Source organism: Pseudomonas sp. W5-01 (assembly GCF_046540435.1).
GTDB classification, from domain to species: Bacteria; Pseudomonadota; Gammaproteobacteria; order Pseudomonadales; family Pseudomonadaceae; genus Aquipseudomonas; species Aquipseudomonas graminis_B.
This window is the reverse complement of record NZ_JAXCIP010000003.1, coordinates 501,621-523,932: the sequence shown is the minus strand read 5'-3', so window position 1 is coordinate 523,932 and position 22,312 is coordinate 501,621. Positions and strand designations below refer to the sequence as shown.

Below are 22,312 nucleotides of genomic sequence, written 5' to 3'. Positions count from 1 at the left end.
GCTCGCGAATGCGTCGTGTCTGATCCAAGTGTTTCGCTGACACACCGTTATCGCGAGCAAGCTCACTCCTACAGAGGTTATGCGTCCATGAGCGAAGGGCGTTACGCCCCGGCCAGCTTGGCCACCGCCCGCTCAAAACGGTTCAAGCCTTCGTCGATGTCGGCGTCTTCGACCACCAGACTCGGCGCGAAACGCACCACATCAGGACCGGCCTGGAGCACCATCACGCCTTCCTGCTCGGCGGCGTTGAAGAAGTCCTTGGCCTTGCCCTTCCAGGCCTCGGTCAACACGCAGCCGATCAACAGACCCATGCCGCGCACCTGGCTGAACACGCCGTATTGCTGACCGATCTTCTCCAGACGGGCCTTGAACCGTTCATGCTTGGCCTTCACGCCGGCCAGCACTTCCGGGGTGTTGATCACGTCGATGACCGCCTCGCCCACCGCGCACGCCAGCGGGTTGCCGCCGTAGGTGGTGCCGTGGACGCCCACGGCGAGGTGCTTGGCGAGTTTTTCGGTGGTCAGCATGGCCGCCATCGGGAAGCCGCCGCCGATGCTTTTCGCGCTGGAGAGAATGTCCGGCGTCACGCCGTAATGCATGTACGCAAACAGGTGACCGCTGCGGCCCATGCCGCTCTGGACTTCGTCGAAGACCAGCAGCGCGTTGTGGTCGTCACACAACTTGCGCGCGCCTTGCAGGTAGTCGAGTTCGGCAGGCAGTACGCCGCCCTCGCCCTGGATCGGCTCCAGCACCACCGCGCAGGTCTTGTCCGAGACGGCGGCTTTCAGCGCGTCGAGGTCATTGAACGGGACGTGGGTAATGCCAGTGATTTTCGGGCCGAAGCCGTCGGAGTATTTCGGCTGACCGCCGACGCTCACGGTGAACAGGGTGCGACCGTGGAAGCTGTTCAGGGCTGCGACGATTTCGTACTTGTCCGGGCCATACAGATCGTGGGAAACGCGGCGGGCCAGCTTGAACGCAGCTTCGTTGGCTTCAGCGCCGGAGTTACAGAAGAAGACGCGGTCGGCGAAAGTGGCGTCGACCAGCTTTTTGGCGAAGCGCAGCGCCGGTTCGTTGGTGAAGACGTTGGAAACGTGCCACAGCTTGTTGGCCTGTTCGGTCAGCGCGCCGACCAGCGCAGGGTGCGCGTGGCCCAGCACGTTGACCGCGATGCCGCCGGAGAAATCAATCAGTTCACGACCCGACTGATCCCAGACGCGAGAGCCCTGACCGCGCACGGGGATAAACGCTGCCGGGGCATAGTTGGGAACCATCACCTGGTCGAAATCGGCACGTTGCACCGGTACTTGCTCAACGGACATCGGAGTCTCCTGAAGAGGAACGCCTGCCTGGGACAGGCGAGCGATGGAAGGATTGTAAGGACTGATTCGGGCCGGGCCTTGCCGACAAGCGACAACTTCTTATAGCGCCAAACCGGCTTTTTACGGGGTTTTCGGCAATGCGACAAATTGCGTCACAAAGGCGCAGTTTAACCGGTGGCGTGCGCCTGGAGCAGTGCTGATTCGAAACCGGCCAAGCTGAATATTCAGCCGCGCTCGGCGGGCACCGAGGACAATTCGAACGGGCTGCTGCTGCGGCGCTGGTTGCGGTCTTCGCGGGGGGTGGCGCCGAAGAAGTTGCGGTAGGCGCTGGAGAAATGCGGCCCTGAGGAGAACCCGCAGGACAGGCCGATCTGAATGATCGATTTGCTGGTCTGCATCAGCATCTGTCGGGCCTTGTTCAGGCGCAGTTCGAGGTAGTACTGGCTCGGCACACGATTGAGGTACTGCTTGAAGATGCGCTCCAACTGACGGCGCGACACGCACACATGCTGGGCGATTTCGTCGGTGGTCAGCGGTTCTTCGATGTTGGCTTCCATCAACAGCACCGCCTGGGTCAGCTTCGGGTGGCTGGAACCGAGACGGTTTTGCAATGGAATCCGCTGCCGCTCGCCGCCTTCACGGATGCGCTCCACCACCAGTTCTTCCGACACCGCGCCGGCCAGCTCGGCGCCGTGATCACGGGCCAGCACCGCCAGCAGCAGATCCAGCACCGACATCCCGCCGCAGGCGGTCAGGCGATCACGATCCCAGTCGAACAAATGACTGGTGGCGATGACCTTGGGGAAGCGTTCCGCAAAATCATCCTGCCAGCGCCAGTGCACCGCGGCACGGTAACCGTCGAGCAGACCCAACTGCGCCAGCGGGTACACGCCCGCCGACAATCCACCGATCACGCAACCGGCACGAACCAGTTGCTTGAGCGCGCCACCGAGGGCCGAAGACATCAGCGCCGGCGGCTCGTCGGCCAGCAGAAACAGCTTCTGAAACCCTTCCAGACGACCGACCCACGGCTCGCCCGGCAGCTGCCAACCGGCAGCGTCAACGGGCGGCTCGGCCTGCAGAAACGACAGTTCGTAAACCACTTCGGGGTGAACGCGCTGAGCAACACGCAGGGCTTCCTCCGCCAGCGCCAGGGTCAAGGCTTTGGTGCCGGGCCAGATGAGAAATCCGATTCGATGGGCAGTCATGGCGTGCAGTCCGAAACGTGTCGCTAAAAGGGGTCGCACGCCTGGCATGCGATGGGATTCTGTAACCTGCAGTCAATGGCTGCGGTCTGGATGACGCGCAGCATGAACCGTTCTGATGCAAAACGCACCGCTCTCACGTGGCGGGCGGGTTACTTCAAACTGCCGGACAGGAACTGCTGCAGACGCTCGGATTTCGGATTAACCAGCACTTCACGGGGGTTGCCGGACTCTTCGACCAGGCCCTTGTGCAGGAAGATCAGCTGGTTCGACACTTCACGGGCGAAGCCCATTTCGTGGGTCACCACCACCATGGTTCGGCCTTCCTGAGCCAGCGCCTGCATGACTTTCAGCACGTCGCCAACCAGCTCGGGGTCGAGGGCGGACGTTGGCTCGTCAAACAGCATGACTTCCGGTTCCACGGCCAGCGCCCGGGCAATCGCCACGCGCTGCTGTTCGCCGCCGGACATGTGCCCCGGGTAAGCGTCCTTGCGGTGATAGACGCCGACCTTGTTCAGGTAATGTTCGGCCTTTTCCAGCGCTTCTTTCTTCGGCACGCCCAGGACGTGCACCGGCGCTTCGATGATGTTTTCCATTGCGGTCATGTGCGACCACAGGTTGAAGTGCTGAAACACCATCGACAGGCGCGAACGCATGCGCTGCAGCTGTTTCGGGTCAGCCGCCTTCAGGCCGCCGTTCTTGTTGGAGACCAGCTTGAGCTCTTCATTGTTGAGCAGAATGCGCCCTGATTTCGGCTGCTCCAGCAAGTTGATGCAGCGCAGAAACGTACTCTTGCCCGAGCCGCTGGAGCCGATGATGCTGATGACATCGCCGGCTTTGGCGGTCAGCGAAACGCCTTTGAGCACTTCGTGACTGCCATAGCACTTGTGCAGGTCCTGGACTTCCAGTTTGTTCATGATGTCGGTTCTCACAAGTAATCAGTCACTGAGCAGGCGGCCGCTGCGCAACGGCGTGCGGCCAGCCACTTTGGCCATCCAGAAACCCGGCTGGGCGTAACGCAGTTTTTCGATGGCGAACAGCACCCCGGCGGTGCCGGCACAGACGGTGGTGGCGCGATCGGTCAACGGGTCAATGACCTCGAACAGCGGTTCGCCGGGTTCGACCCAGGCTCCCGCCGGACGTAAAAACGTCAGCACGCCGGGATGGGGCGCATAAATCATTTCGGTGCCTTCGAAGGGCATGCCCTCACAAGCCTCATGGACCGGTTGCGGCCACTCGCCGCCGATCAGGCCCTGCTCGGCCAGAAACGCCAGAATGCCTTCGGCGTAGGCCTCGGCTTCGGCCTTGCCGGTGTTGGCCTGACCGCCCAGCTCCAGCGTGGTCGACAGGCAGGCCAGAGGAATCTGCGCGTCCTGGAACTGCTTGGACAAACGCAGCCAAGGCAGCGAACAGGCTTCGTCGAACGAGCTGCCGCCGGAATCTTCAGCCAGCAGCGCAACGGTCACCCCCAGATGCGCCGACAGCGAACGCCATTGGGGCCAGTGCTGGGGCAAAGCGTACATGTGCAGCGAGGCGTCGGTGTCGCAATGCAGGTCCAGCACCACGTCGGCGTTGCAGGCGTGACTCAGCAAGACGCGCTGCATCCCGGCCAGCTCGCTGCCGGCGGGCGGCAATTGCTCGAGCACGTCGGCCATGGCCTGACGAATCAGCTTGATGTTGGCGTGGGGGTCGTCGCCGAGCTTGCCCGCCAGCGCCAAGGCAACTGGCTCGCTGAGTTCGGTGAAATCGCGGTTAAAGTTCTTGCCGCTGCCGTACTCGAAACGGCCCTGATGGTTGCCCTGCAGCAACTGGCCCAGACCGATCGGGTTGGCGACCGGCACCAGCTCGATGACGCCCTTGAGCAAGCCCTGCTCTTCCAGCTGTGTCAGGCGTTTCTTCAATTCCCAGGCGGTGCGCATGCCCGGCAACTCATCGGCGTGCAGGCTGGCCTGAATGTAGGCCTTGCGCTCGCCCTGGCCGAAACGGAACACACTCAAGGTGCGCTGGGTGCCGAGGTTACCCCACGGCAAATGGTGATCGATGCGCTGCATATCAGTGCTTCCTCGGGGCGAGGTAACTGAGCCAGCGGCGCTCGGCCAGCTTGAACAGTTTCACCAGAATGAACGTCAGGCACAGGTAGAAAATGCCTGCGGTGATGTAGGCCTCGAACGGCAGGTAGAACTGCGCGTTGACCGCGCGCGCCGCACCGGTGATATCCATCAACGTGACGATGGAAGCCAGACTGGTGGTCTGCAGCATCATGATCACTTCGTTGCTGTACTGCGGCAGCGCCCGGCGCAGGGCCGACGGCAGCAGAATGCGGCGGTACATCTTGGCTTTCGACATGCCCATCGCCCGTGCCGCCTCGATCTCGCCCGGCGGCGTGGACTTCAGGCTGCCGGCGATGATTTCAGCGGTGTAGGCGCTGGTGTTGATGGCGAAGGCCAGGCACGCGCAAAAGGTCGCGCTCGACAGCCACGGCCACAGAATGCTCTCACGCACCGCCTCGAACTGCGCCAGCCCGTAGTAGATAAGGAACAACTGCACCAGCATCGGCGTGCCGCGAATGACGTAGGTGTAGCTCCACGCCAGCAGATTGACCCAGGCGATTTTCGACACGCGCATCAGGCCAAGCGGCAGTGCGGCGAGCAGGCCGAAGAACAGTGACAGCGCGAGCAGTTTGAGGGTGATCAGCAGGCCGCCGACGTACAGCGGCAGGCTTTCCCAGACGACGTTGTAGTCGAAAATCATAGGTCTGCCACCCTTACGCCGGCCGAGTAACGTTTTTCGATGTAGCGCAGTACCAGCAGCGAGACACTGGTGATCACCAGGTACATGGCCGCGACTGCGAGGAAGAAAGTGAAGGGTTCGCGGGTGGCATCGGCCGCCTGCTTGGCCTTGAACATCATGTCCTGCAGACCGACCACGGAAATCAGCGCGGTGGCCTTGGTCAGCACCAGCCAGTTATTGGTGAACCCGGGGATCGCCAGGCGAATCATCTGCGGCACCAGAATGCGGAAGAACACCCGGCCACTGCTCATGCCGTAGGCCATGCCCGCTTCGGCCTGCCCTTTCGGGATGGCCATGAACGCGCCGCGGAAGGTCTCCGACAGGTACGCGCCAAAAATGAAACCCAGCGTGCCGATGCCGGCCACCAGCGGATTCAGGTCGATATAGTCGTCGTGACCGAGCAGCGGCGCGATGCGGTTGAGCAGGTCCTGACCGCCGTAGAAAATCAGCAGAATCAGCACCAGATCGGGAATGCCGCGGATCACGGTGGAATACAGACGCCCAGCCATGCCAGCCAGCGCACCGGCGACAGCCGCAATGCCACGCCGATCAGGCCGAGCACGATCGCCAGCGCCATGGAGCACAGAGCGAGCTGCAAGGTCAGCCATGCACCGTCGAGGATGACGGCTCCGTAACCTTTCAACATGTTGTTTGGCCCTCAAGCGCGGGATAGAAAAATGGCGCAATCAGTCGGTACGGTGACCGGCTGCTTGCGCCATTGACGGTTTCAAACCACGTTACTTGCCGTAGATGTCGAAGTCGAAGTACTTGTCTTGAATGGCTTTGTATTTGCCGTTGGCACGAATGGCCGCGATGGCTGCGTTGAGCTTGTCCAGATCCGCCTTGTCGCCTTTGCGCACGGCAATGCCGACGCCGTCGCCGAAGTAGTTGACGTCGGTGAAGGCCGGGCCAACGAACGCGTAGCCTTTGCCGGATTCGGTGTTCAGGAAGCCGTCCTGCAGGAGGGTGGCGTCGGCCACGGTGCCGTCAAGACGACCGGCGCCGATGTCCAGATAGACTTCGTTCTGCGAGCTGTACGGCTTGATTTCAGCACCCAGCGGGGCCAGGACTTCGCGGGCGAAACGCTCGTGGATCGAGCCACGCTGCACGCCGATGTTCTTGCCCTTGAGTTCGGTCATGCCATCGCTGACTACGGTGCCCTGCTTCATGACCAGGCGGGCCGGGGTGTTGTAGTACTTGTTGGTGAAGTCGACGGACTTCTTGCGGTCTTCTGTGATGGACATCGAGGACAGGATGGCGTCGATCTTGCGCACTTTCAGCGCGGGGATCAGGCCGTCGAATTCCTGCTCGACCCATACGCACTTGACCTTCATCTCTTCGCACAGGGCGTTGCCGATGTCGTAGTCGAAGCCGACGATGCTGCCGTCCGGTGCCTTGGAGGCAAACGGAGGGTATGCCGCTTCGATGCCGATCTTCATGGGCTTTTCATCGGCGAATACGGGCTGTGCCAATACGGTCAGTGCCAGCGCACCCAGCAGCATGAGCTTTTTCATTTCTTGGAACTCCATCGGTATAACGCGACAAATGGCAGTGAGCGAGGCGCTCAATGAACAGGAGGAATCAGAAATTGCGACGCGAGGTGCCGGCGGGTCTCTGGACCCGACTAGCCTTCGGCGAGTGGTCGGCATTTTAGCGGCAGGCTGAAAGTCGATATTTCTTCAATGCGACAACTAGTTACAGAAGCGCATGAAATCGTATTCAGGCTAATTGACATCCAAAAAGCTTTATGCAAGTGCCAGAGTTGGCAAACCTATCAACGAAGCAAATAACGCGCCCATTATTGGCAAAGCCTTATGATCCGGCAAGTCCAGCGTGGGAGCGGGTTGATTCGGGGCGATGAAATGCTTTGTTTTCGGGTGGAAACGCCCCACTGGAGCGAGGGAGGTTACCGAGGCGGATGCGTGGTAACAAATCGATATTTCCCGATTCCTGAGTCTGGGAAACGTGAAGGTCAAGAGCGTCCGCCTGGGGGCGGACTGTTTCGCCTTCGGCGAGTTACTTGATAAAGCCCCAAGTAACCAAGGGCTTGTGCTCCTGGTTGGGTTCCTCCTCCGTCGGAATACCCTCACTCCGACGACGCTCCGTGGGCCCGCGCCGAACGGACATCCATGTCCTGACGGCGCTCTCGCCGCATCCATGCGGCTCGACCCACTCCGCGTCGTCTGCGTTCGGCCTGCACCCAAGTCGCGGTAGGTGTCGTCTGAGCTTCTTGTGTTTGAAGATCAAGATCAAAGGCAGATCAGAGGCTTGCCGGCTGAAGCCGGTCCTACAAAAGCATCGCGTGCGTCCAGTGAGACTGGCTCCGACTGTAGGACCGGCTTTAGCCGGGAAGGCGTCGGTGTGTAGACCGCGAAATTGATGGTGAACCCACTGGCCCCTTCCCGGCTAAAGCCGGTCCCACTGACTGCGCGCGGTGTCAGTAGGACCGGCTTCAGCCGGGAAGCTGTTGATCTTGATCTTCGAACACAAGAGTTCCAGACGACACCAATCGCGACTTGGGTGCAGGCTGAACGGAGGTCTCGCGCAGTGGGCCGAGCCGCATGGATGCGGCGAGAGCGCCGTCAGGACATGGATGTCCATTCGGCGCGGGCCCACGGAGCGAGACCGGAGTGAGGGTATTCCGACGAAGGAGGAACCAAACCAGGAGCAAGCACCCTTGGTTACTTGGGGTGCTTTTCCAAGTAACTCGCCGAAGGCGAAACGTCTGCCTTTAGGCAGACGCTCTTGATCTTAGCGATTGTCGCCCCTGAAACACGACCGTCAGGCCGCAGTCATGGTCTTGTGCGTCTCCACCAGATGCGCCACCACACTCGGGTCGGCAAGCGTAGAGATATCGCCCAGCGCGTCGTACTCCCCAGTGGCGATCTTGCGCAGGATACGGCGCATGATCTTGCCGGAACGTGTCTTCGGCAGGCCCGGCGCCCACTGAATCACATCCGGCGAGGCGATCGGACCGATCTCCTTGCGCACCCAGTTACGCAACTCGATGCGCAGCGCCTCGTCCGGCACTTCACCGCCATTGAGGGTGACGTAAACGTAGATGCCCTGCCCCTTCAGATCGTGAGGCACGCCCACCACGGCCGCTTCGGCGACTTTCGGGTGAGCCACCATCGCGCTCTCGATTTCGGCGGTGCCCATGCGGTGGCCGGACACGTTGAGCACGTCGTCGACGCGGCCGGTGATCCAGTAGTAACCGTCTTCGTCACGACGGGCGCCGTCACCGGTGAAATACATACCGCGGAAGGTCTTGAAGTAGGTGTCGACGAAACGGTCGTGATCGCCGTACAGGCTGCGCGACTGACCGGGCCACGAGTCGAGAATCACCAGATTGCCTTCCGCCGCGCCTTCGATGAGGTTGCCGAGGTTATCCACCAGCGCCGGGATCACGCCGAAGAACGGACGGGTCGCCGAACCCGGCTTCAAGGCAATGGCGCCAGGCAACGGGCTGATCAGGATGCCGCCGGTCTCGGTCTGCCACCAGGTGTCCACAATCGGGCAATTCTTGTTGCCGACGGTGTTGTAGTACCAATTCCAGGCTTCCGGGTTGATCGGCTCGCCAACCGAACCCAACAGGCGCAGGCTCGAACCGTCGGCGCCTTCTACGGCTTTGGTGCCCTCGGCCATCATGGCGCGGATGGCGGTCGGCGCGGTGTAGAGGATGTTGACCTTGTGCTTGTCGACGATTTTCGACACGCGAGTGATGTCCGGGTAGTTCGGCACGCCTTCGAACAGCAGCGTGGTGGCGCCGTTGGCCAGCGGTCCGTAGACGATATAGCTGTGGCCGGTAACCCAGCCGACGTCGGCGGTGCACCAGTACACTTCGCCCGGACGGTAATCGAACACACGCTCGTGGGTCAGCGCGGCGTACAGCAGATAGCCCGCTGTGGTGTGCAACACGCCCTTCGGCTTGCCGGTGGAGCCGGAGGTGTAAAGGATGAACAGCGATTCTTCGGCGCCCATTTCTTTCGGCGCGCAGGTGCTTGATGCCACGTCCAGCAGCGAGTGGTACCAGATGTCGCGATGACGGTTCCACTCGATATCGCCGCCGGTGCGCTTGCACACAATGACCTTTTGTACGCTCGCCGTTTCCGGGTTGGTCAGCGCACGGTCGACGTTGGCCTTCATGGGCGTTTTCTTGCCGCCACGCAGCCCTTCGTCTGCGGTGATCACCACCTTCGATTTGCAGTCGATGATGCGACCGGCCAGTGCTTCCGGGGAGAAACCACCAAATACTACCGAGTGAATCGCTCCGATACGCGCGCAGGCCAGCATGGCCACAACGGCTTCCGGGATCATCGGCATATAGATAGTGACGACGTCGCCGCGGTGGACATCCTGCCCGCGCAGCGCGTTGGCAAACTTGCAGACTTCTTCGTGCAGTTCCCGATAGGTAATGTTGCGGCTCTCGGAAGGATCGTCGCCTTCCCAGATGATCGCAATTGAATCACCGCGCTCGGCAAGATGGCGGTCGAGGCAGTTGTAGGAAACGTTCAGGGTGCCATCGGCGAACCACTTGATGTCGACGCGGTGGTCGTCGAAGGAGGTCTGTTTGACGGTGGTGAATGGCTTGATCCAGTCAAGGCGCTGGGCTTGCTCGCGCCAGAAGCCATCGGGGTTGACCACCGACTGCTGGTACATCGCCTTGTAGGTCGCCTCGTCAGTCAGCGTGTTGGCTGCCACTTCAGGGCGGACGGGGTACAGGGAAGCCGCACTCATCTTTCTTACCTCGGTGGAAATGTTGTTGTTTTATGACCCTGTTGTATCCGCCGACGGCTGCAAAGGCCATTCGACGATGGTCTTACCGCTCCCGAGCATAGCGCCGAAAGCAGGTGACGTGCCCGGCTTCAGGCAAATCTTCATGTCTCGGCTACGACCAAAGAATCCATGGGCGCCTGCGAACAACCTGCATACGACGATTGTTGCCGATTTGCTCAATAGACTTTATCAAAATGGTTTCTATATGAATTCCGGAGAGGGGCATAGAATCCGTTCCGCCAACACGGCAACTGATTGATTAACAACAGCCCCCACGCTGGACATCGATCAACTAACCCACCCGGTCATCATTCGCTTCACCCAGAGCCCCACAAGGATTCTGTGCACCCTGTCGACCGCACTTTCTGCGCCGCAGTGTGAATGAAGCAACTTAGAGGAAACGAGTAATGAAAGCTGCACTGGTTGTAATGGCTCTTTGTGGTTTCAGCGCCATGGCAATGGCAGAAGAATCCGGCGCGAAAGTGGCCGCCCAGCAACAGCGTGTCGAGGAGTACACCTACTCCACCAAGCTGGATATCGCGAAGGTCATTTCGGTGGATGACGTGCCGGACGTCTGCCAGGTCGTCCCCCAGCACATGACTTACGAAGACTCGCAGGGCAAACGCCACGTGCTTGAGTATCAGGTCATGGGTAACGGTTGCAGCAACGGCTGATCAGCCATCTGTTTCGTTGAGTTGGGCGCGCGACTTATTTAAAGAAGCGTGCTTGCTCATGTAATGCGGTGTATCCGTTTATCTGGCTGTTATCTGTCTGAGTCACTCGCGGGCAAGGTGGACCGCCATTCCGATCACTCCCCTGTAGTTAATCAGCACATCGTTCAACGTTGACCTATTCCATAGTGCTTCAACTTATTGGCCACCGTTGTATGGGAAATACCCAGTCGCTTGCCTAATAACCGGCTGCTCGGGTGTGCTGCATATAACTGTTCAAGTACTGCTTTCTCGAATCGCCCGACAATATCTTCCAATCCGCCTTCCAGAGAAAAGTCGCCCAAGGGTTGGCGCACGCCGTAATCCGGCAGGCGAATATGTTCGGCGTTCACTCGTTTGCCGTCGCACAACGAAACCGCCTGAAACAGGACGTTCTCCAACTGCCGGACATTGCCGGGCCAGTGGTATTGGCTGAGGCGTTCCATGGCCGCGGGCGCCAGCCGAGGCAAGGTGCAGCCGATCTGCCGACTGGCCTGATCGAGAAAATGCTCCACCAGCGGCGCGAGACCGTCCATGCACTCGCGCAGGGGCGGAATGTGCAAGGACAACACGTTAAGCCGGTGGTAGAGGTCCTGGCGGAATTCACCCCGGGCGCAGAGTTCGGACAAGTCCACTTGCGTCGCGCAGATGATGCGCACATCGAGATACACCTCTTCGTCGCTGCCTACCCGTCGAAAGCAACCTTCCTGCAGATAGCGCAGCAGTTTCGCCTGCAACCGCGCGCTCATTTCCGCGACGCCGTCGAGAAACAACGTGCCGCCCGAGGTCAATTCGAGCAGCCCCAACTTGCCTTCGGCGCGCGCACCTTCAAACGCACCGGGGCCGTAGCCGAACAGCTCGGTCTCGGCCATGGACTCGGAAAACCCCGCGCAGTTGAGCGCCATCATCGGCGACTGACCGCGCGGGCTGGCGAGATGACAAGCCCGCGCCAGCAATTCCTTGCCGGTGCCGGTTTCGCCTTCGATCAGCAACGGCGCATCCAGCGGGGCCATGCGCCGGGCCTCCCGAACCACCGCCGCCATCACCTTCGAACTCTGAAAAATGCTGTCGAAACCGCGCAACTCCTGCTTGCGCACGTTATAGATGTGCTCGCCGACCCGGTCGGCGCGGTGCAATGTCAGCACGGCGCCGGCCATGGCTTCGCTGTCTTCGTGCTCGGATTGCAGGGGCGCGATGTCCGCGAGAAAAATGTCGCCCTTTACTTTCACGCGCAGGCCATTGATGCGCGAGCGGTTGGCGCGCACCAGCTGCGGCAGGTCGAAATCCTCGGCGTAACGGGACAGCGGGATCCCCGGCACCTCATCGACCCGCACGCCCAGCAACTGCGCCGCAGCGCGATTCGCCGCAACGATGGAGCCGCCCATGTCTATGGAGAGCACGGGAAACTCAAGGGCGCCAAGCAAGGCATTGAGCTCCATATGCCGACGTTCGCTGGGCATTAATCCCACACGCTTGACGCCGAATACCCCGGCTATGGTCTCGAATTTCGGCACCAGCGCCTGGAACTGCAGATTGATCAGGTTCGGGCAACGCAGATAGATGGCATCGCCATGCTCACCTCCCACTTCGCCACCGGAGACGTTGACGCCGTAGGCCACCAGCAGCTCAAGGATGTCGCGCAGGATGCCAACGCGGTTCTGACAATGGACTTTGATACGCATGGAGAGCTCGCGGACGTGGCAGCGATTTCGGGTTCGTTCAAGTTTATCGTCAAGAATACGTTACAGCGCAAGGGACGGAGGCGACCGCGTGGCAATTACATACGAGCCTATCCATGGGATCGTCACGTTTTCTTTACGAATTGTCGTAGCGTTTCAGGCAAATCGAGCGAAAGCCCCGCGTCCGGAAGCGCCAAATCAGCTATCAATAGGCCCATCAGGTTCATCCCTATATCGCATTGCTCCATATAATAAAAAGCCATCAGGAGAGCCCCATGAGTACGCAGTACGTCGCACGCGAACCGGACGCCACCGGTTTTATTGATTACTCCGACGCCGAACACAGAATCTGGAACACCCTCATCACCCGCCAGCTCAAGGTGGTCGAAGGCCGCGCGTGTCAGGAGTATCTGGATGGCATCGAGCAGCTCGCCCTGCCCCACGACCGTATTCCGCAGCTCCGCGAAATCAACCGCGTGCTGGGGGCAGCCACGGGTTGGCAAGTCGAGCGCGTGCCGGCGCTGATCCCTTTTCAAACCTTCTTCGAGTTGCTGGCGAGCAAGCGATTTCCGGTCGCCACGTTCATTCGCAGCGAAGAAGAACTCGACTACCTGCAAGAGCCCGACATCTTTCACGAGGTTTTCGGACACTGCCCGTTGCTGACCAACCCGTGGTTTGCAGAATTTACCCACACCTACGGCAAGCTCGGTCTGGCAGCCAGCAAAGAGCAGCGCGTGTATCTTGCCCGCCTCTACTGGATGACCATCGAATTCGGCCTGGTCGACACGCCACAAGGGCGCAAGATCTACGGCGGCGGCATCCTCTCTTCGCCCAAGGAAACCGTTTACAGCGTGTCATCGACCCCCGAACATCAGCCCTTCGACCCGATTGAAGCCATGCGCACGCCCTATCGCATCGACATTCTGCAGCCAGTGTATTTTGTACTGCCAGGCCTCAAGCGCCTGTTTGACCTTGCCCATGAGGACATCATGGACATGGCCCGCACGGCGGCTGAACTGGGGCTGCACGCGCCGAAATTTCCACCGAAAAATAAAGCCGCTTAAAACAACAGCCGCCCCGAAAAAAGCAGCCCGAACCCGATCAAGGAATCTTTCAATGACCGCTCTCAACCAATCCCAGTGCGAAGCCTGCCGCGCCGACGCCCCGCAAGTCACTGACGCCGAGCTGCCGGATTTGCTCAAGCAGATCCCGGACTGGAACATCGAAGTGCGTGACAGCGTCATGCAACTGGAAAAAGTCTTCCTGTTCAAGAATTTCAAATTTGCGCTGGCGTTTACCAACGCTGTCGGCGAAATTGCCGAGGCCGAAGGTCACCACCCGGGTCTGCTGACCGAATGGGGCAAAGTGACCGTGACCTGGTGGAGCCACTCCATCAAAGGGCTGCACCGCAACGATTTCATCATGGCCTCCCGCACAGACGAGGTGGCCAAAAGCGCCGAGGGCCGTAAGTAAAATGCATTTCTCACAGATTCAGCGCGTACCGGACGATCCCATCCTGGGCCTGATTCAGGCCTACGCCAAAGACCCGAATCCGAACAAGTTCGACCTGGGCGTGGGCGTCTATAAAGATGCGCAGGGCCTGACCACCATCCCTCGCGCGGTGAAAATCGCCGAGCAGCGACTGGTCGACTCGCAGCCCACCAAGAGTTACATCGGCGGCCATGGCGAACCGCGTTTCGGCACGCTGATCTGTGAACTGGTCATGGGCGCCGATTCGCCGCTGATCGCCAGCAAACGCGTCGGCGCCACCCAGACACCCGGCGGTACCGGCGCGCTGCGGTTGAGCGCAGACTTCATTGCCCATTGCCTGCCGGGCAAGGGCATCTGGTTGAGCGATCCGACCTGGCCGATTCACGAAACCATCTATGCGGCGGCGGGCCTGAAGGTCAGTCACTACCCCTACGTGGGCCGCGACAATCAGCTCAACGTGCCGGCCATGCTGGAGACGTTGAAGACCATTCCCGAGGGCGACGTTGTCCTGCTGCACGCGTGCTGTCACAACCCGACCGGGTTCGACCTGTCCCGTGATGACTGGTACGCGGTGCTGGAAATCGTCAAGCAACGCAACCTGCTGCCGCTGATCGACTTCGCCTACCAGGGTTTTGGCGACGGTCTCGAGGAGGACGCCTGGGCGGTTCGCCTGTTTGCCGGCGAGCTGCCTGAGCTGCTGATCACCAGTTCCTGCTCGAAAAACTTCGGTCTGTACCGCGAGCGCACCGGCGCCTTGCTCGTCTGTGCTGACACCACAGAGAAGCTGATGGACGTGCGCAGTCAACTGTCGGCGACGGCCCGTAATCTGTGGTCGAACCCGCCGGATCATGGCGCCGCCGTGGTGGCCGAAATTTTGGGCGATCCTGAATTGAAGGCCCTGTGGGCTGGAGAGGTTGAGGAGATGCGCAGCCGCATTGCGCAACTTCGGGTCGGGCTGGTCGAAGCACTCACGCCGCTGGGTCTGGGTGAACGTTTCGCCCACATTGGCGTGCAGCGCGGCATGTTTTCCTACACTGGCATGAACGACGACCAGGTCGCGCGTTTGCGAAACGAGCATAGCGTGTACATGGTGGCGGCGGGTCGAGCCAACGTTGCGGGGATTGACGCCACGCGACTGGATGAACTGGCAGCGGCCTTTGCGGCGGTTTGCAAGGACTGAGGCGCTTATCGAGCCGACGCTTTTAAAGGGCCGCGCGCATGTTGCAGGAACCCATCCTCACTACATGACCAGCGGCCCGCATTTAAAAGTCTGATTGTCATTTGTACTGCTGTATCCTCCCTGAGCGTTCTCGGACGCGCTGTTCAATTCAGCCGCAACACACTTGTGAGGAGCGACGATATGCATGAAATCCCGAACTTCCCCTTCCCAAGCCAGAATCAGCAAAGTGCAGCAGCCCGCCAGGAACTCGGTCAGCCGATCGAGATGAAAGCCAGCGGTAAACGCAACGACAGCAGCAAAGCCCAAAGCCCGCGCTGAAGGCCTGTTTAGCCACTGATTTTTCAGCCGCTAAATTTTCAGCCCCTACGGAAGAGCGTCTTCAAGGTGTATTTCCATAAGGGCTGAATCATTCGCGACAGGTTCCACCCCTGCCTGACCCCGAACTCAGATCCACCCATCCGCCACTGCCATGAACCGCCGTGCCTCGCTATCATGTGCCCTCGCGCGGATTCAAGCGTCTACGCTTCAACCCGATTGCCCCCTCGCTATTCTTTTTCCGTCGTAACCGTGGATCTATGCCCATGCCAGACGCTTCGAGCGCTGCCCCTCAACGTCCTATGGCTGTCACGCTGCAGGTTGTTTCCATCGTCCTTTTCACCTTCATCGGCTACCTGAACATCGGTATCCCGCTGGCCGTATTGCCAGGTTATGTGCACACCGACCTTGGCTTCGGCGCGGTCGCTGCCGGGCTGGTGATCAGCGTGCAATACCTCGCGACCCTCCTCAGCCGGCCCTTTGCCGGGCGATTCATCGACACCCGAGGCCCGAAAAAAGCGGTAATCATCGGCCTGTTCGGCTGCGGGTTGAGCGGCGTGTTCATGCTCCTCGCCGACTGGCTCGACGCCTGGCCAATGATCAGCCTGATCAGCCTGTTTGTAGGGCGGCTGGTGCTCGGCAGCGCTGAAAGCCTGGTCGGCTCCGGCTCGATCGGCTGGGGCATCGGCCGCGTCGGCGCTGCCAATACGGCCAAAGTGATTTCATGGAACGGCATCGCCAGCTACGGCGCCCTGGCCATCGGCGCGCCGGTGGGGGTGTTGTTGGTCAATGCGTTGGGGCTGTGGAGCATGGGCGTCAGCATCATGCTGTTGGCGGCGCTGGGGATTTCCCTGGCCTGGAAGAAAACCCCGGCGCCGCTGGTGCATGGCGAGCGCTTGCCCTTCCTGCACGTGCTGGGCCGCGTGCTGCCCCACGGCACCGGGCTGGCGCTGGGGTCAATCGGCTTTGGCACCATCGCAACGTTTATCACGCTGTATTACGCCAGCCACACCTGGCCAAATGCGGTGTTGTGCCTGAGCCTGTTCGGCGCCTGCTTCATCGGTGCACGCCTGCTGTTCGGCAACCTGATCAATCGCATCGGCGGCTTCCGCGTGGCGATTGCCTGCCTGTCGGTGGAGACGTTGGGCTTGCTGCTGCTGTGGCTGGCGCCCAACCCGAATCTGGCGTTGGCCGGTGCGGCGCTGACCGGCTTCGGCTTCTCGCTGGTGTTTCCGGCGCTGGGCGTCGAAGCGGTGAACCTGGTGCCGCCGGCCAGTCGCGGTGCGGCGGTGGGGGCTTATTCGCTGTTCATTGACCTGTCGCTGGGGATTACCGGGCCGGTGGCGGGCGCCGTGGCGGCTGGTTTCGGCTTCGCGTCGATCTTCCTGTTTGCTGCGCTGGCGTCACTGAGCGGCCTCGGGCTAAGCGTGTATCTCTACAAGCACGCGAAAAGGACGCGGGACAAGCCGGTCGCCAGCTGATCCCGCAAGCGACACTCAAAAATCCACCTTACCCCGCCCTGCCTTGATCGACCCGCGCTTGGTTTTCGATTCCAGCCGGCGGGTCTTCGAGCCCAGGGTCGGCTTGGTCGGCCGGCGCTTCTTCTCCACCTTCCCCGCACTGATGATCAGCTCGCTCAGGCGTTCCAGCGCATCGGCACGGTTCTGCTCCTGCGTCCGGTATTGCTGCGCCTTGATCACCAGCACGCCGTCGCTGGTGATGCGGCTGTCACGCAGCGCCAGCAGGCGTTCCTTGTAGAACGGCGGCAGCGACGAGGCGTTGATGTCGAAACGCAGATGCATGGCGCTGGACACCTTGTTGACGTTCTGACCACCCGCACCCTGGGCACGGATGGCGGTCAGCTCGACGTCGCCGTCCGGCAGATGGATGTTGTTGGAGATGATCAGCATGGCAATCCAGTTCCTGGTCGAAGCCGCCGCGACGTCACCGGCGGCTCTCGCCTTATTTGATGATCGACGTCCGCTGGGCCATTGACTCACTGTTGGCCCGACGCTTGTTCTTGATCACGTAAAACACCCACATCGCCGCCAGCCAGATCGGGATCGCGTACACCGAAATCCGGATACCGGGGATCATCAGCATGATCACCAGAATCAGCACCACAAACGCCAGACAGACGTAGTTGCCGTACGGGTACCACAGCGCCTTGAACAGCGGCTGCTGGCCGACCCGGGTCAGGTGCTGGCGGAACTTGAGGTGCGAATAGCTGATCATCGCCCAGTTGATGACCAGAGTGGCGACCACCAGGGACATCAGCAGCTCAAGGGCATTTTGCGGCATCAGGTAGTTGAGCAACACGGCGATCAGCGTCACCGCCGCCGACACCAGAATCGCTCGCACCGGAACACCCCGGCCATCGACCCGCGCCAGTGACTGCGGCGCATCGCCTTGCTCGGCCATGCCGAACAGCATGCGCGCGTTGCAATAGGTGCCGCTGTTGTAGACCGACAAGGCCGCCGTCAGCACGACGAAGTTGAGAATATGCGCCGCCGTCGTGCTGCCCAGCATCGAGAACACATGCACGAACGGGCTGCCGCTGTAGGCATCGCCGGACGCGTTGAGGTCAATCAGCAAGGCGTCCCACGGCGTCAGCGACAGCAGCACCACCAGCGAGCCGATGTAGAAAATCAGAATCCGATAAATGACCTGATTGATCGCCTTGGGAATGATGGTCCGCGGCTGGTCCGCCTCGGCTGCGGTGAAGCCAAGCATTTCCAGCCCGCCGAACGAGAACATGATGAACGCCAGCGCCATGACCAGCCCGCTCACGCCATGGGGGAAGAAGCCGCCCCGATCCCACAGGTTGCTGACCGATGCTTGTGGGCCACCCTCGCCGCTCACCAGCAGATAACTGCCCAGGGCAATCATTCCCAGGATCGCCACCACCTTGATGATCGCGAACCAGAATTCTGCCTCGCCAAAGACCTTCACGTTGGCCAGGTTGATGACGTTGATCATCACGAAGAACACCGCCGCCGATGCCCACGCCGGGATTTCCGGCCACCAGTACTGGATGTATTTGCCGACGGCGGTCAGTTCGGACATGCCCACCAGAATGTAGAGGACCCAGCAATTCCAGCCCGACAGAAAGCCGGCAAAACCACCCCAGTAATTGTGGGCGAAATGGCTGAACGACCCGGCCACCGGCTCTTCGACAATCATCTCGCCGAGCTGTCGCATGATCATGAAAGCAATGAAGCCGCAGACGGCGTAGCCAAGGATCATCGACGGGCCTGCGGACTTCAGCACCCCTGCCGAGCCTAGGAACAGCCCCGTGCCGATCGCGCCACCGAGGGCGATCAGCTGGATGTGACGGTTCTTCAGACCACGCTTCAAGTCACCCGAATGGGACATGTTTTCACTCATTGGCAAACCACCTTGGCGCGCTTGTCTGTGACGGAATCGAACCCGACGCGCTCATGACGCGGCGGAGGGAAACGGAGTGGGTAACCCCGAGGGGTTGGCGTCCATACGCCGGTGGATCACAGAAAAAACGGGCGCGCATTGTACACCGCTCACATGGCGTTTGGCGGCGAAAGAATTCCCGGCTGAAGCCGCTCCCACCTAATTCGACCGGTGCTTTTGTAGGACCGGCTTCAGCCGGGAAGCTGTTCTATACCAATCTCCGACACAATTCTGTCGCAAAAATAATTCACCGAAATCGAAAGCTCCATAACGTTGTTTTCGCTGCAAGTTTCAATAAGTCCGGCGAAATGCCAGCATTTGCCGGTCGATTTTTATTTTGCAACAGTCTGACTATTGCACTAGTTTTTTCAGTGCTTGCTGGCCACGAAGGTCAGTGTGCTTCCATGACGAGGACCCAGGGCTCAGGCCTTTCGTCCTCGCTGCATTCGGCAAGTACGTCATTCTCAGGAGATTCACCTATGCAAACAGTTGAACTGGCTCTGGAAGAAGAACTGCAATTGGACGATTGGTTTGAAGCACCGATTCATGATGCCGCTGTGGAGATGATGCAGGCTGACGCTGTGGTGCCGTTTGGCACCGCGATGTGGCCGTTCTAAAACAGCTGAAGGGCGAACGTGGCTAACGCGTTCGCCCTCTTGTTTCGAGCATCCGGATGCGGAGCGCACTATGGATAACAGCAGCGCAATCGAACATTTCCTCTACTACCTGCAACACCATCCCGCCGTCACCGGCATTCACACCCCCCACGTCTTACTGGCACACACCGCGGAATACCGCCGTCTCATCGAGGGCATCGCCGAGAGCTCGACGGCGCGGGATGTCTTCCGGTTCAGCACATTGCCGCTGGACACTACCCCGGTCCGCGAGCTATCAGAGGCCATCACCGACTCCGATCTCTTCGTCCTGTTCTACGATTCCTCAACGCTGCCCAATCCCCGCGCCGAGGGACCGCCGTTCATTCGTCAGCTGCAAGAGGTGATGTCGGCGCAGTGGAAAAAGTCTTTGCTGTTCAAAGATTACGGCGATTATTTCTACGACACGTTCAGCGTTGAGCCCGAGCGCATCGCGCAGTTGAATGCGGCGTTGATCGATACCATGAACGAAGGCGAGACCCTCAGCTTCAGCGACGATCACGGCTCGTACTTCGAGGCGCCGCTGCGTGAATTGAAGAAGTGGACCAACATCAACGGCGTCGGTAACTACGACCTGGCTCCCGGTGAGATCGCCACCCACAGCGAATCCATCAACGGTCATGTGCGGTTCCTCGGCACCTTTCTCAGCACCATACCCTTCGCGCGCAAGTACGGGATCATCGAGTCGCCACTGGAATTGTGGATCGAGAACTCCACCATCACCCGCATTGCCACCGACGTGCCGGGGCTGGAGCACGACTTCAATAAATACCTGGACGCCAATCCCTCGAACCGGCGCATCGAAGAACTGGGGATCGGCACCAACGAAGGTGTCAGCCAGCTGTACGCGCGCAATGCGGGTTTCGAAGAGCGCCATTGCGGACTGCATCTGGGACTGGGTGGCGGTGCCAAAGGCAGCCACCACATGGACCTGATTTTCAACAGCGGCTCACTGGCCGTGGACAAGCGCGTGGTGTTCGACGGCACTGCCTACGTCGTCTGACTCCCAAGCGCGCATAAAAAAACGCCAGTCTCTCGACTGGCGTTTTTTGTACTTCAGACCGCGATTACTGCTTCACAAGGCCATTACTCGGGCTTGCGACGACCAAAGCCCGGGCGCTGACCGGTGCCGCTTGGCGGGCCGCGGCGTTTGCCGGACGGGGCCTTGTCGTCCACCAGACCGATGCCGGGACGCGAAGGCTTCGGCTTGGCGGGACGCTTGTTCATGTCGCTCGGGCGCTCCGCGACCCGCGTGCCGCGACCGTTTTCGCTACGCGCGCTGTCGCCACGTGGATTGCCGCCACGGGCAGTGTCGCCACGACCACCGATGGCAGGACGCGGGGTGCGCGCCGGACGACCGTTTTCCGCAGGCTTGCGCGCCGGGCGCTCGCCATCCGCCAGACGTGGCTCACGGGCCGGACGGTCCGAAGACACTGCATCTTTGGCCGGACGAACCTGACGCACGCGTTCGCCTTTGCCCAACGGACGGGAAGACTGGCGCTGCAAACGCTCCAGCTTGTCTTTGGTCTTGGCGGTCATCTGCGGCATCGCGACCGGCGTCAGGCCGACCTCGGCGCTGAGGATGTCGACTTCCTGCTGACTCATTTCGCGCCAGCGACCCATCGGCAGATCGGAGTTGAGGAACACCGGACCGAAACGCACGCGCTTCAGACGGCTGACCACCAAACCCTGGGATTCCCACAACCGACGGACTTCGCGGTTGCGGCCTTCCATGACCACGCAGTGGTACCAGTGGTTGAAGCCTTCGCCACCCGGCGCCTGCTGAATGTCGGTGAAACGCGCCGGACCGTCTTCCAGCACCACGCCAGCCTTCAGGCGCGCCAGCATGTCGTCGTCGACTTCGCCACGGACGCGCACGGCGTACTCGCGGTCCATTTCGAACGAAGGGTGCATCAGGCGGTTGGCCAGTTCACCGTCGGTGGTGAACATCAGCAACCCGGTGGTGTTGATGTCCAGACGACCGATGTTGATCCAGCGGCCTTCTTTCGGGCGCGGCAGGCGATCAAATACGGTCGGACGGCCTTCAGGGTCGTCACGGGTGCAGATTTCACCGTCCGGCTTGTTGTACATGACGACGCGGCGAACGGTTTCGGCGGCTTCTTCGCGGCGGATCACGCGACCGTCGACCGTGATGGCGTCGTGCAGGTCGACGCGCTGACCCAGAGTGGCCTGAACGCCGTTGACCTTGATGCGGCCTTCGCCAATCCAGGCTTCAACGTCGCGACGGGAACCGACGCCGATGCGCGCCAGGACCTTCTGCAGTTTTTCGCCTGCTGGGCCGATCTCTTTGTCTTGCTTGTCTTGTTCACTCATCTGGGCACCTCCCGGTGTGTCGAATCAGGGCATGCGCGAGTGGGCATGGCCTGTGGCCCGGCTCTCTGGACGAAAGCAGCTCCGGATCAGAACAGCTCTGAAGCGGAACGGGCGGAAAACTGAAATCCCTGGCGCGTGTGGATCGCCAAAAGGTCGCGAATCATACGCGCCTGACGCGCGTTGCGCATCAGAGACTAGATGAAAAATTCAGGCTGACTTCTTTTTCCGCCGACTGGCGCCCTTGAGCTTGATCAGCCGCAGCGCCGATTCGGCGAGCACCGAACGCTTTTCGTCCTTCTCCATCTTCTTCCAGGATTTGATCTCGCGCTTGCTGCGACCACAGCCCAGGCAAATATCATCGTCGAATTTGCAGAGGCTGATGCAGGGATTCTTGGTGCTCATGGGTTCGCCTGAATGAGGAATTGGGCGCT

The 22,312-nt window shown here is 60.5% G+C and carries 20 protein-coding genes and 1 pseudogene; 8 read left to right on the top strand and 13 right to left on the bottom strand.

Translation table 11 applies throughout. From position 1 onward, the window contains the following. Positions 1-101: 101 nt before the first annotated feature. The 8 genes and pseudogenes from SLW75_RS12385 to acs form a co-directional block, all read right to left on the bottom strand. A complete protein-coding gene (locus SLW75_RS12385) occupies positions 102-1,322 on the bottom strand; it encodes an aspartate aminotransferase family protein (protein ID WP_410934569.1) in 1,221 nt (406 codons plus the stop codon). A 224-nt stretch (positions 1,323-1,546) separates the two neighbouring features. Then, a complete protein-coding gene (gene argR / locus SLW75_RS12380; protein ID WP_410934568.1) occupies positions 1,547-2,530 on the bottom strand; it encodes a transcriptional regulator ArgR in 984 nt (327 codons plus the stop codon). 149 nt (positions 2,531-2,679) lie between these two features. Continuing rightward, entirely contained in the window at positions 2,680-3,444 is a 765-nt protein-coding gene (locus tag SLW75_RS12375) for an ABC transporter ATP-binding protein (RefSeq protein ID WP_108121445.1), read from the bottom strand. Positions 3,445-3,465: 21 nt separating this feature from the next. Next, complete coding sequence (locus SLW75_RS12370) at positions 3,466-4,578, bottom strand: succinylglutamate desuccinylase/aspartoacylase family protein (protein WP_410934567.1); 1,113 nt, start codon at positions 4,576-4,578, stop codon at positions 3,466-3,468. Between the two features lies 1 nt (position 4,579). After that, positions 4,580-5,278: an ABC transporter permease gene (locus SLW75_RS12365; protein ID WP_410934566.1), complete on the bottom strand. Its 699-nt coding sequence runs from the start codon at positions 5,276-5,278 to the stop codon at positions 4,580-4,582. Further along, positions 5,275-5,963, bottom strand: a pseudogene (locus tag SLW75_RS12360) (ABC transporter permease). Before SLW75_RS12360 ends, SLW75_RS12365 begins: the two are co-directional and overlap by 4 nt. A gap of 91 nt (positions 5,964-6,054) precedes the next feature. Beyond that, on the bottom strand, positions 6,055-6,831 hold the full coding sequence (locus tag SLW75_RS12355; RefSeq protein WP_065986206.1) for an ABC transporter substrate-binding protein: 777 nt from the start codon (positions 6,829-6,831) through the stop codon (positions 6,055-6,057). A 1,267-nt stretch (positions 6,832-8,098) separates the two neighbouring features. After that, positions 8,099-10,054: an acetate--CoA ligase gene (gene acs / locus SLW75_RS12350; RefSeq protein WP_065986974.1), complete on the bottom strand. Its 1,956-nt coding sequence runs from the start codon at positions 10,052-10,054 to the stop codon at positions 8,099-8,101. Positions 10,055-10,500: 446 nt separating this feature from the next. On the opposite strand from acs, the gene SLW75_RS12345 reads away from it, so the two are divergent. Beyond that, entirely contained in the window at positions 10,501-10,767 is a 267-nt protein-coding gene (locus tag SLW75_RS12345) for a DUF2790 domain-containing protein (protein WP_065986968.1), read from the top strand. 164 nt (positions 10,768-10,931) lie between these two features. Here the strand turns inward: SLW75_RS12345 and SLW75_RS12340 are convergent, their stop codons facing one another. Beyond that, a complete protein-coding gene (locus tag SLW75_RS12340) occupies positions 10,932-12,485 on the bottom strand; it encodes a sigma-54-dependent transcriptional regulator (protein WP_065986966.1) in 1,554 nt (517 codons plus the stop codon). 272 nt (positions 12,486-12,757) lie between these two features. Here SLW75_RS12340 and phhA point away from each other — a divergent pair, with 272 nt between their 5' ends. The 5 genes from phhA to SLW75_RS12315 all read left to right on the top strand — a co-directional run bounded on the left by phhA (position 12,758) and on the right by SLW75_RS12315 (position 16,949). Next, positions 12,758-13,546: a phenylalanine 4-monooxygenase gene (gene phhA / locus SLW75_RS12335; protein WP_410934565.1), complete on the top strand. Its 789-nt coding sequence runs from the start codon at positions 12,758-12,760 to the stop codon at positions 13,544-13,546. A gap of 52 nt (positions 13,547-13,598) precedes the next feature. Continuing rightward, the gene (locus tag SLW75_RS12330; protein WP_410934564.1) at positions 13,599-13,955 is read left to right on the top strand and encodes a 4a-hydroxytetrahydrobiopterin dehydratase; all 357 of its coding nucleotides are present in this window, start codon (positions 13,599-13,601) and stop codon (positions 13,953-13,955) included. Between the two features lies 1 nt (position 13,956). After that, positions 13,957-15,153 carry an amino acid aminotransferase gene (locus tag SLW75_RS12325; RefSeq protein WP_410934563.1) on the top strand — a complete coding sequence of 399 codons (1,197 nt, stop codon included), beginning with the start codon at positions 13,957-13,959 and terminating at the stop codon, positions 15,151-15,153. Positions 15,154-15,333: 180 nt separating this feature from the next. Then, the gene (locus SLW75_RS12320) at positions 15,334-15,471 is read left to right on the top strand and encodes a hypothetical protein (RefSeq protein ID WP_166650518.1); all 138 of its coding nucleotides are present in this window, start codon (positions 15,334-15,336) and stop codon (positions 15,469-15,471) included. Positions 15,472-15,734: 263 nt separating this feature from the next. Next, a complete protein-coding gene (locus SLW75_RS12315) occupies positions 15,735-16,949 on the top strand; it encodes an MFS transporter (RefSeq protein WP_065986958.1) in 1,215 nt (404 codons plus the stop codon). Positions 16,950-16,964: 15 nt separating this feature from the next. Here the strand turns inward: SLW75_RS12315 and arfB are convergent, their stop codons facing one another. Both arfB and SLW75_RS12305 read right to left on the bottom strand, forming a co-directional pair. After that, positions 16,965-17,378, bottom strand: a complete 414-nt coding sequence (gene arfB / locus SLW75_RS12310; protein WP_410934562.1) for an alternative ribosome rescue aminoacyl-tRNA hydrolase ArfB — start codon at positions 17,376-17,378, stop codon at positions 16,965-16,967. 52 nt (positions 17,379-17,430) lie between these two features. Beyond that, complete coding sequence (locus tag SLW75_RS12305) at positions 17,431-18,855, bottom strand: amino acid permease (protein ID WP_410934561.1); 1,425 nt, start codon at positions 18,853-18,855, stop codon at positions 17,431-17,433. 518 nt (positions 18,856-19,373) lie between these two features. On the opposite strand from SLW75_RS12305, the gene SLW75_RS12300 reads away from it, so the two are divergent. Both SLW75_RS12300 and SLW75_RS12295 read left to right on the top strand, forming a co-directional pair. Next, a complete protein-coding gene (locus SLW75_RS12300) occupies positions 19,374-19,511 on the top strand; it encodes a hypothetical protein (protein WP_410934560.1) in 138 nt (45 codons plus the stop codon). Positions 19,512-19,581: 70 nt separating this feature from the next. Beyond that, complete coding sequence (locus SLW75_RS12295; RefSeq protein WP_410934559.1) at positions 19,582-20,550, top strand: leucyl aminopeptidase; 969 nt, start codon at positions 19,582-19,584, stop codon at positions 20,548-20,550. 83 nt (positions 20,551-20,633) lie between these two features. Here SLW75_RS12295 and rluB read toward each other — a convergent pair whose 3' ends face one another. Both rluB and SLW75_RS12285 read right to left on the bottom strand, forming a co-directional pair. After that, complete coding sequence (gene rluB / locus SLW75_RS12290; protein ID WP_410934558.1) at positions 20,634-21,881, bottom strand: 23S rRNA pseudouridine(2605) synthase RluB; 1,248 nt, start codon at positions 21,879-21,881, stop codon at positions 20,634-20,636. A 207-nt stretch (positions 21,882-22,088) separates the two neighbouring features. Further along, entirely contained in the window at positions 22,089-22,283 is a 195-nt protein-coding gene (locus tag SLW75_RS12285; RefSeq protein ID WP_065986946.1) for a DUF1289 domain-containing protein, read from the bottom strand. Positions 22,284-22,312 lie beyond the last annotated feature (29 nt).

Excerpts from the sequence above, each read along its gene's own strand:
- SLW75_RS12385 (WP_410934569.1), bottom strand. The coding sequence starts at position 1,322 with ATGTCCGTTGAGCAAGTACCGGTGCAACGTGCCGATTTCGACCAGGTG.
- argR (WP_410934568.1), bottom strand. The coding sequence starts at position 2,530 with ATGACTGCCCATCGAATCGGATTTCTCATCTGGCCCGGCACCAAAGCC.
- SLW75_RS12375 (WP_108121445.1), bottom strand. The coding sequence starts at position 3,444 with ATGAACAAACTGGAAGTCCAGGACCTGCACAAGTGCTATGGCAGTCAC.
- SLW75_RS12370 (WP_410934567.1), bottom strand. The coding sequence starts at position 4,578 with ATGCAGCGCATCGATCACCATTTGCCGTGGGGTAACCTCGGCACCCAG.
- SLW75_RS12365 (WP_410934566.1), bottom strand. The coding sequence starts at position 5,278 with ATGATTTTCGACTACAACGTCGTCTGGGAAAGCCTGCCGCTGTACGTC.
- SLW75_RS12355 (WP_065986206.1), bottom strand. The coding sequence starts at position 6,831 with ATGAAAAAGCTCATGCTGCTGGGTGCGCTGGCACTGACCGTATTGGCA.
- acs (WP_065986974.1), bottom strand. The coding sequence starts at position 10,054 with ATGAGTGCGGCTTCCCTGTACCCCGTCCGCCCTGAAGTGGCAGCCAAC.
- SLW75_RS12345 (WP_065986968.1), top strand. The coding sequence starts at position 10,501 with ATGAAAGCTGCACTGGTTGTAATGGCTCTTTGTGGTTTCAGCGCCATG.
- SLW75_RS12340 (WP_065986966.1), bottom strand. The coding sequence starts at position 12,485 with ATGCGTATCAAAGTCCATTGTCAGAACCGCGTTGGCATCCTGCGCGAC.
- phhA (WP_410934565.1), top strand. The coding sequence starts at position 12,758 with ATGAGTACGCAGTACGTCGCACGCGAACCGGACGCCACCGGTTTTATT.
- SLW75_RS12330 (WP_410934564.1), top strand. The coding sequence starts at position 13,599 with ATGACCGCTCTCAACCAATCCCAGTGCGAAGCCTGCCGCGCCGACGCC.
- SLW75_RS12325 (WP_410934563.1), top strand. The coding sequence starts at position 13,957 with ATGCATTTCTCACAGATTCAGCGCGTACCGGACGATCCCATCCTGGGC.
- SLW75_RS12320 (WP_166650518.1), top strand. The coding sequence starts at position 15,334 with ATGCATGAAATCCCGAACTTCCCCTTCCCAAGCCAGAATCAGCAAAGT.
- SLW75_RS12315 (WP_065986958.1), top strand. The coding sequence starts at position 15,735 with ATGCCAGACGCTTCGAGCGCTGCCCCTCAACGTCCTATGGCTGTCACG.
- arfB (WP_410934562.1), bottom strand. The coding sequence starts at position 17,378 with ATGCTGATCATCTCCAACAACATCCATCTGCCGGACGGCGACGTCGAG.
- SLW75_RS12305 (WP_410934561.1), bottom strand. The coding sequence starts at position 18,855 with ATGAGTGAAAACATGTCCCATTCGGGTGACTTGAAGCGTGGTCTGAAG.
- SLW75_RS12300 (WP_410934560.1), top strand. The coding sequence starts at position 19,374 with ATGCAAACAGTTGAACTGGCTCTGGAAGAAGAACTGCAATTGGACGAT.
- SLW75_RS12295 (WP_410934559.1), top strand. The coding sequence starts at position 19,582 with ATGGATAACAGCAGCGCAATCGAACATTTCCTCTACTACCTGCAACAC.
- rluB (WP_410934558.1), bottom strand. The coding sequence starts at position 21,881 with ATGAGTGAACAAGACAAGCAAGACAAAGAGATCGGCCCAGCAGGCGAA.
- SLW75_RS12285 (WP_065986946.1), bottom strand. The coding sequence starts at position 22,283 with ATGAGCACCAAGAATCCCTGCATCAGCCTCTGCAAATTCGACGATGAT.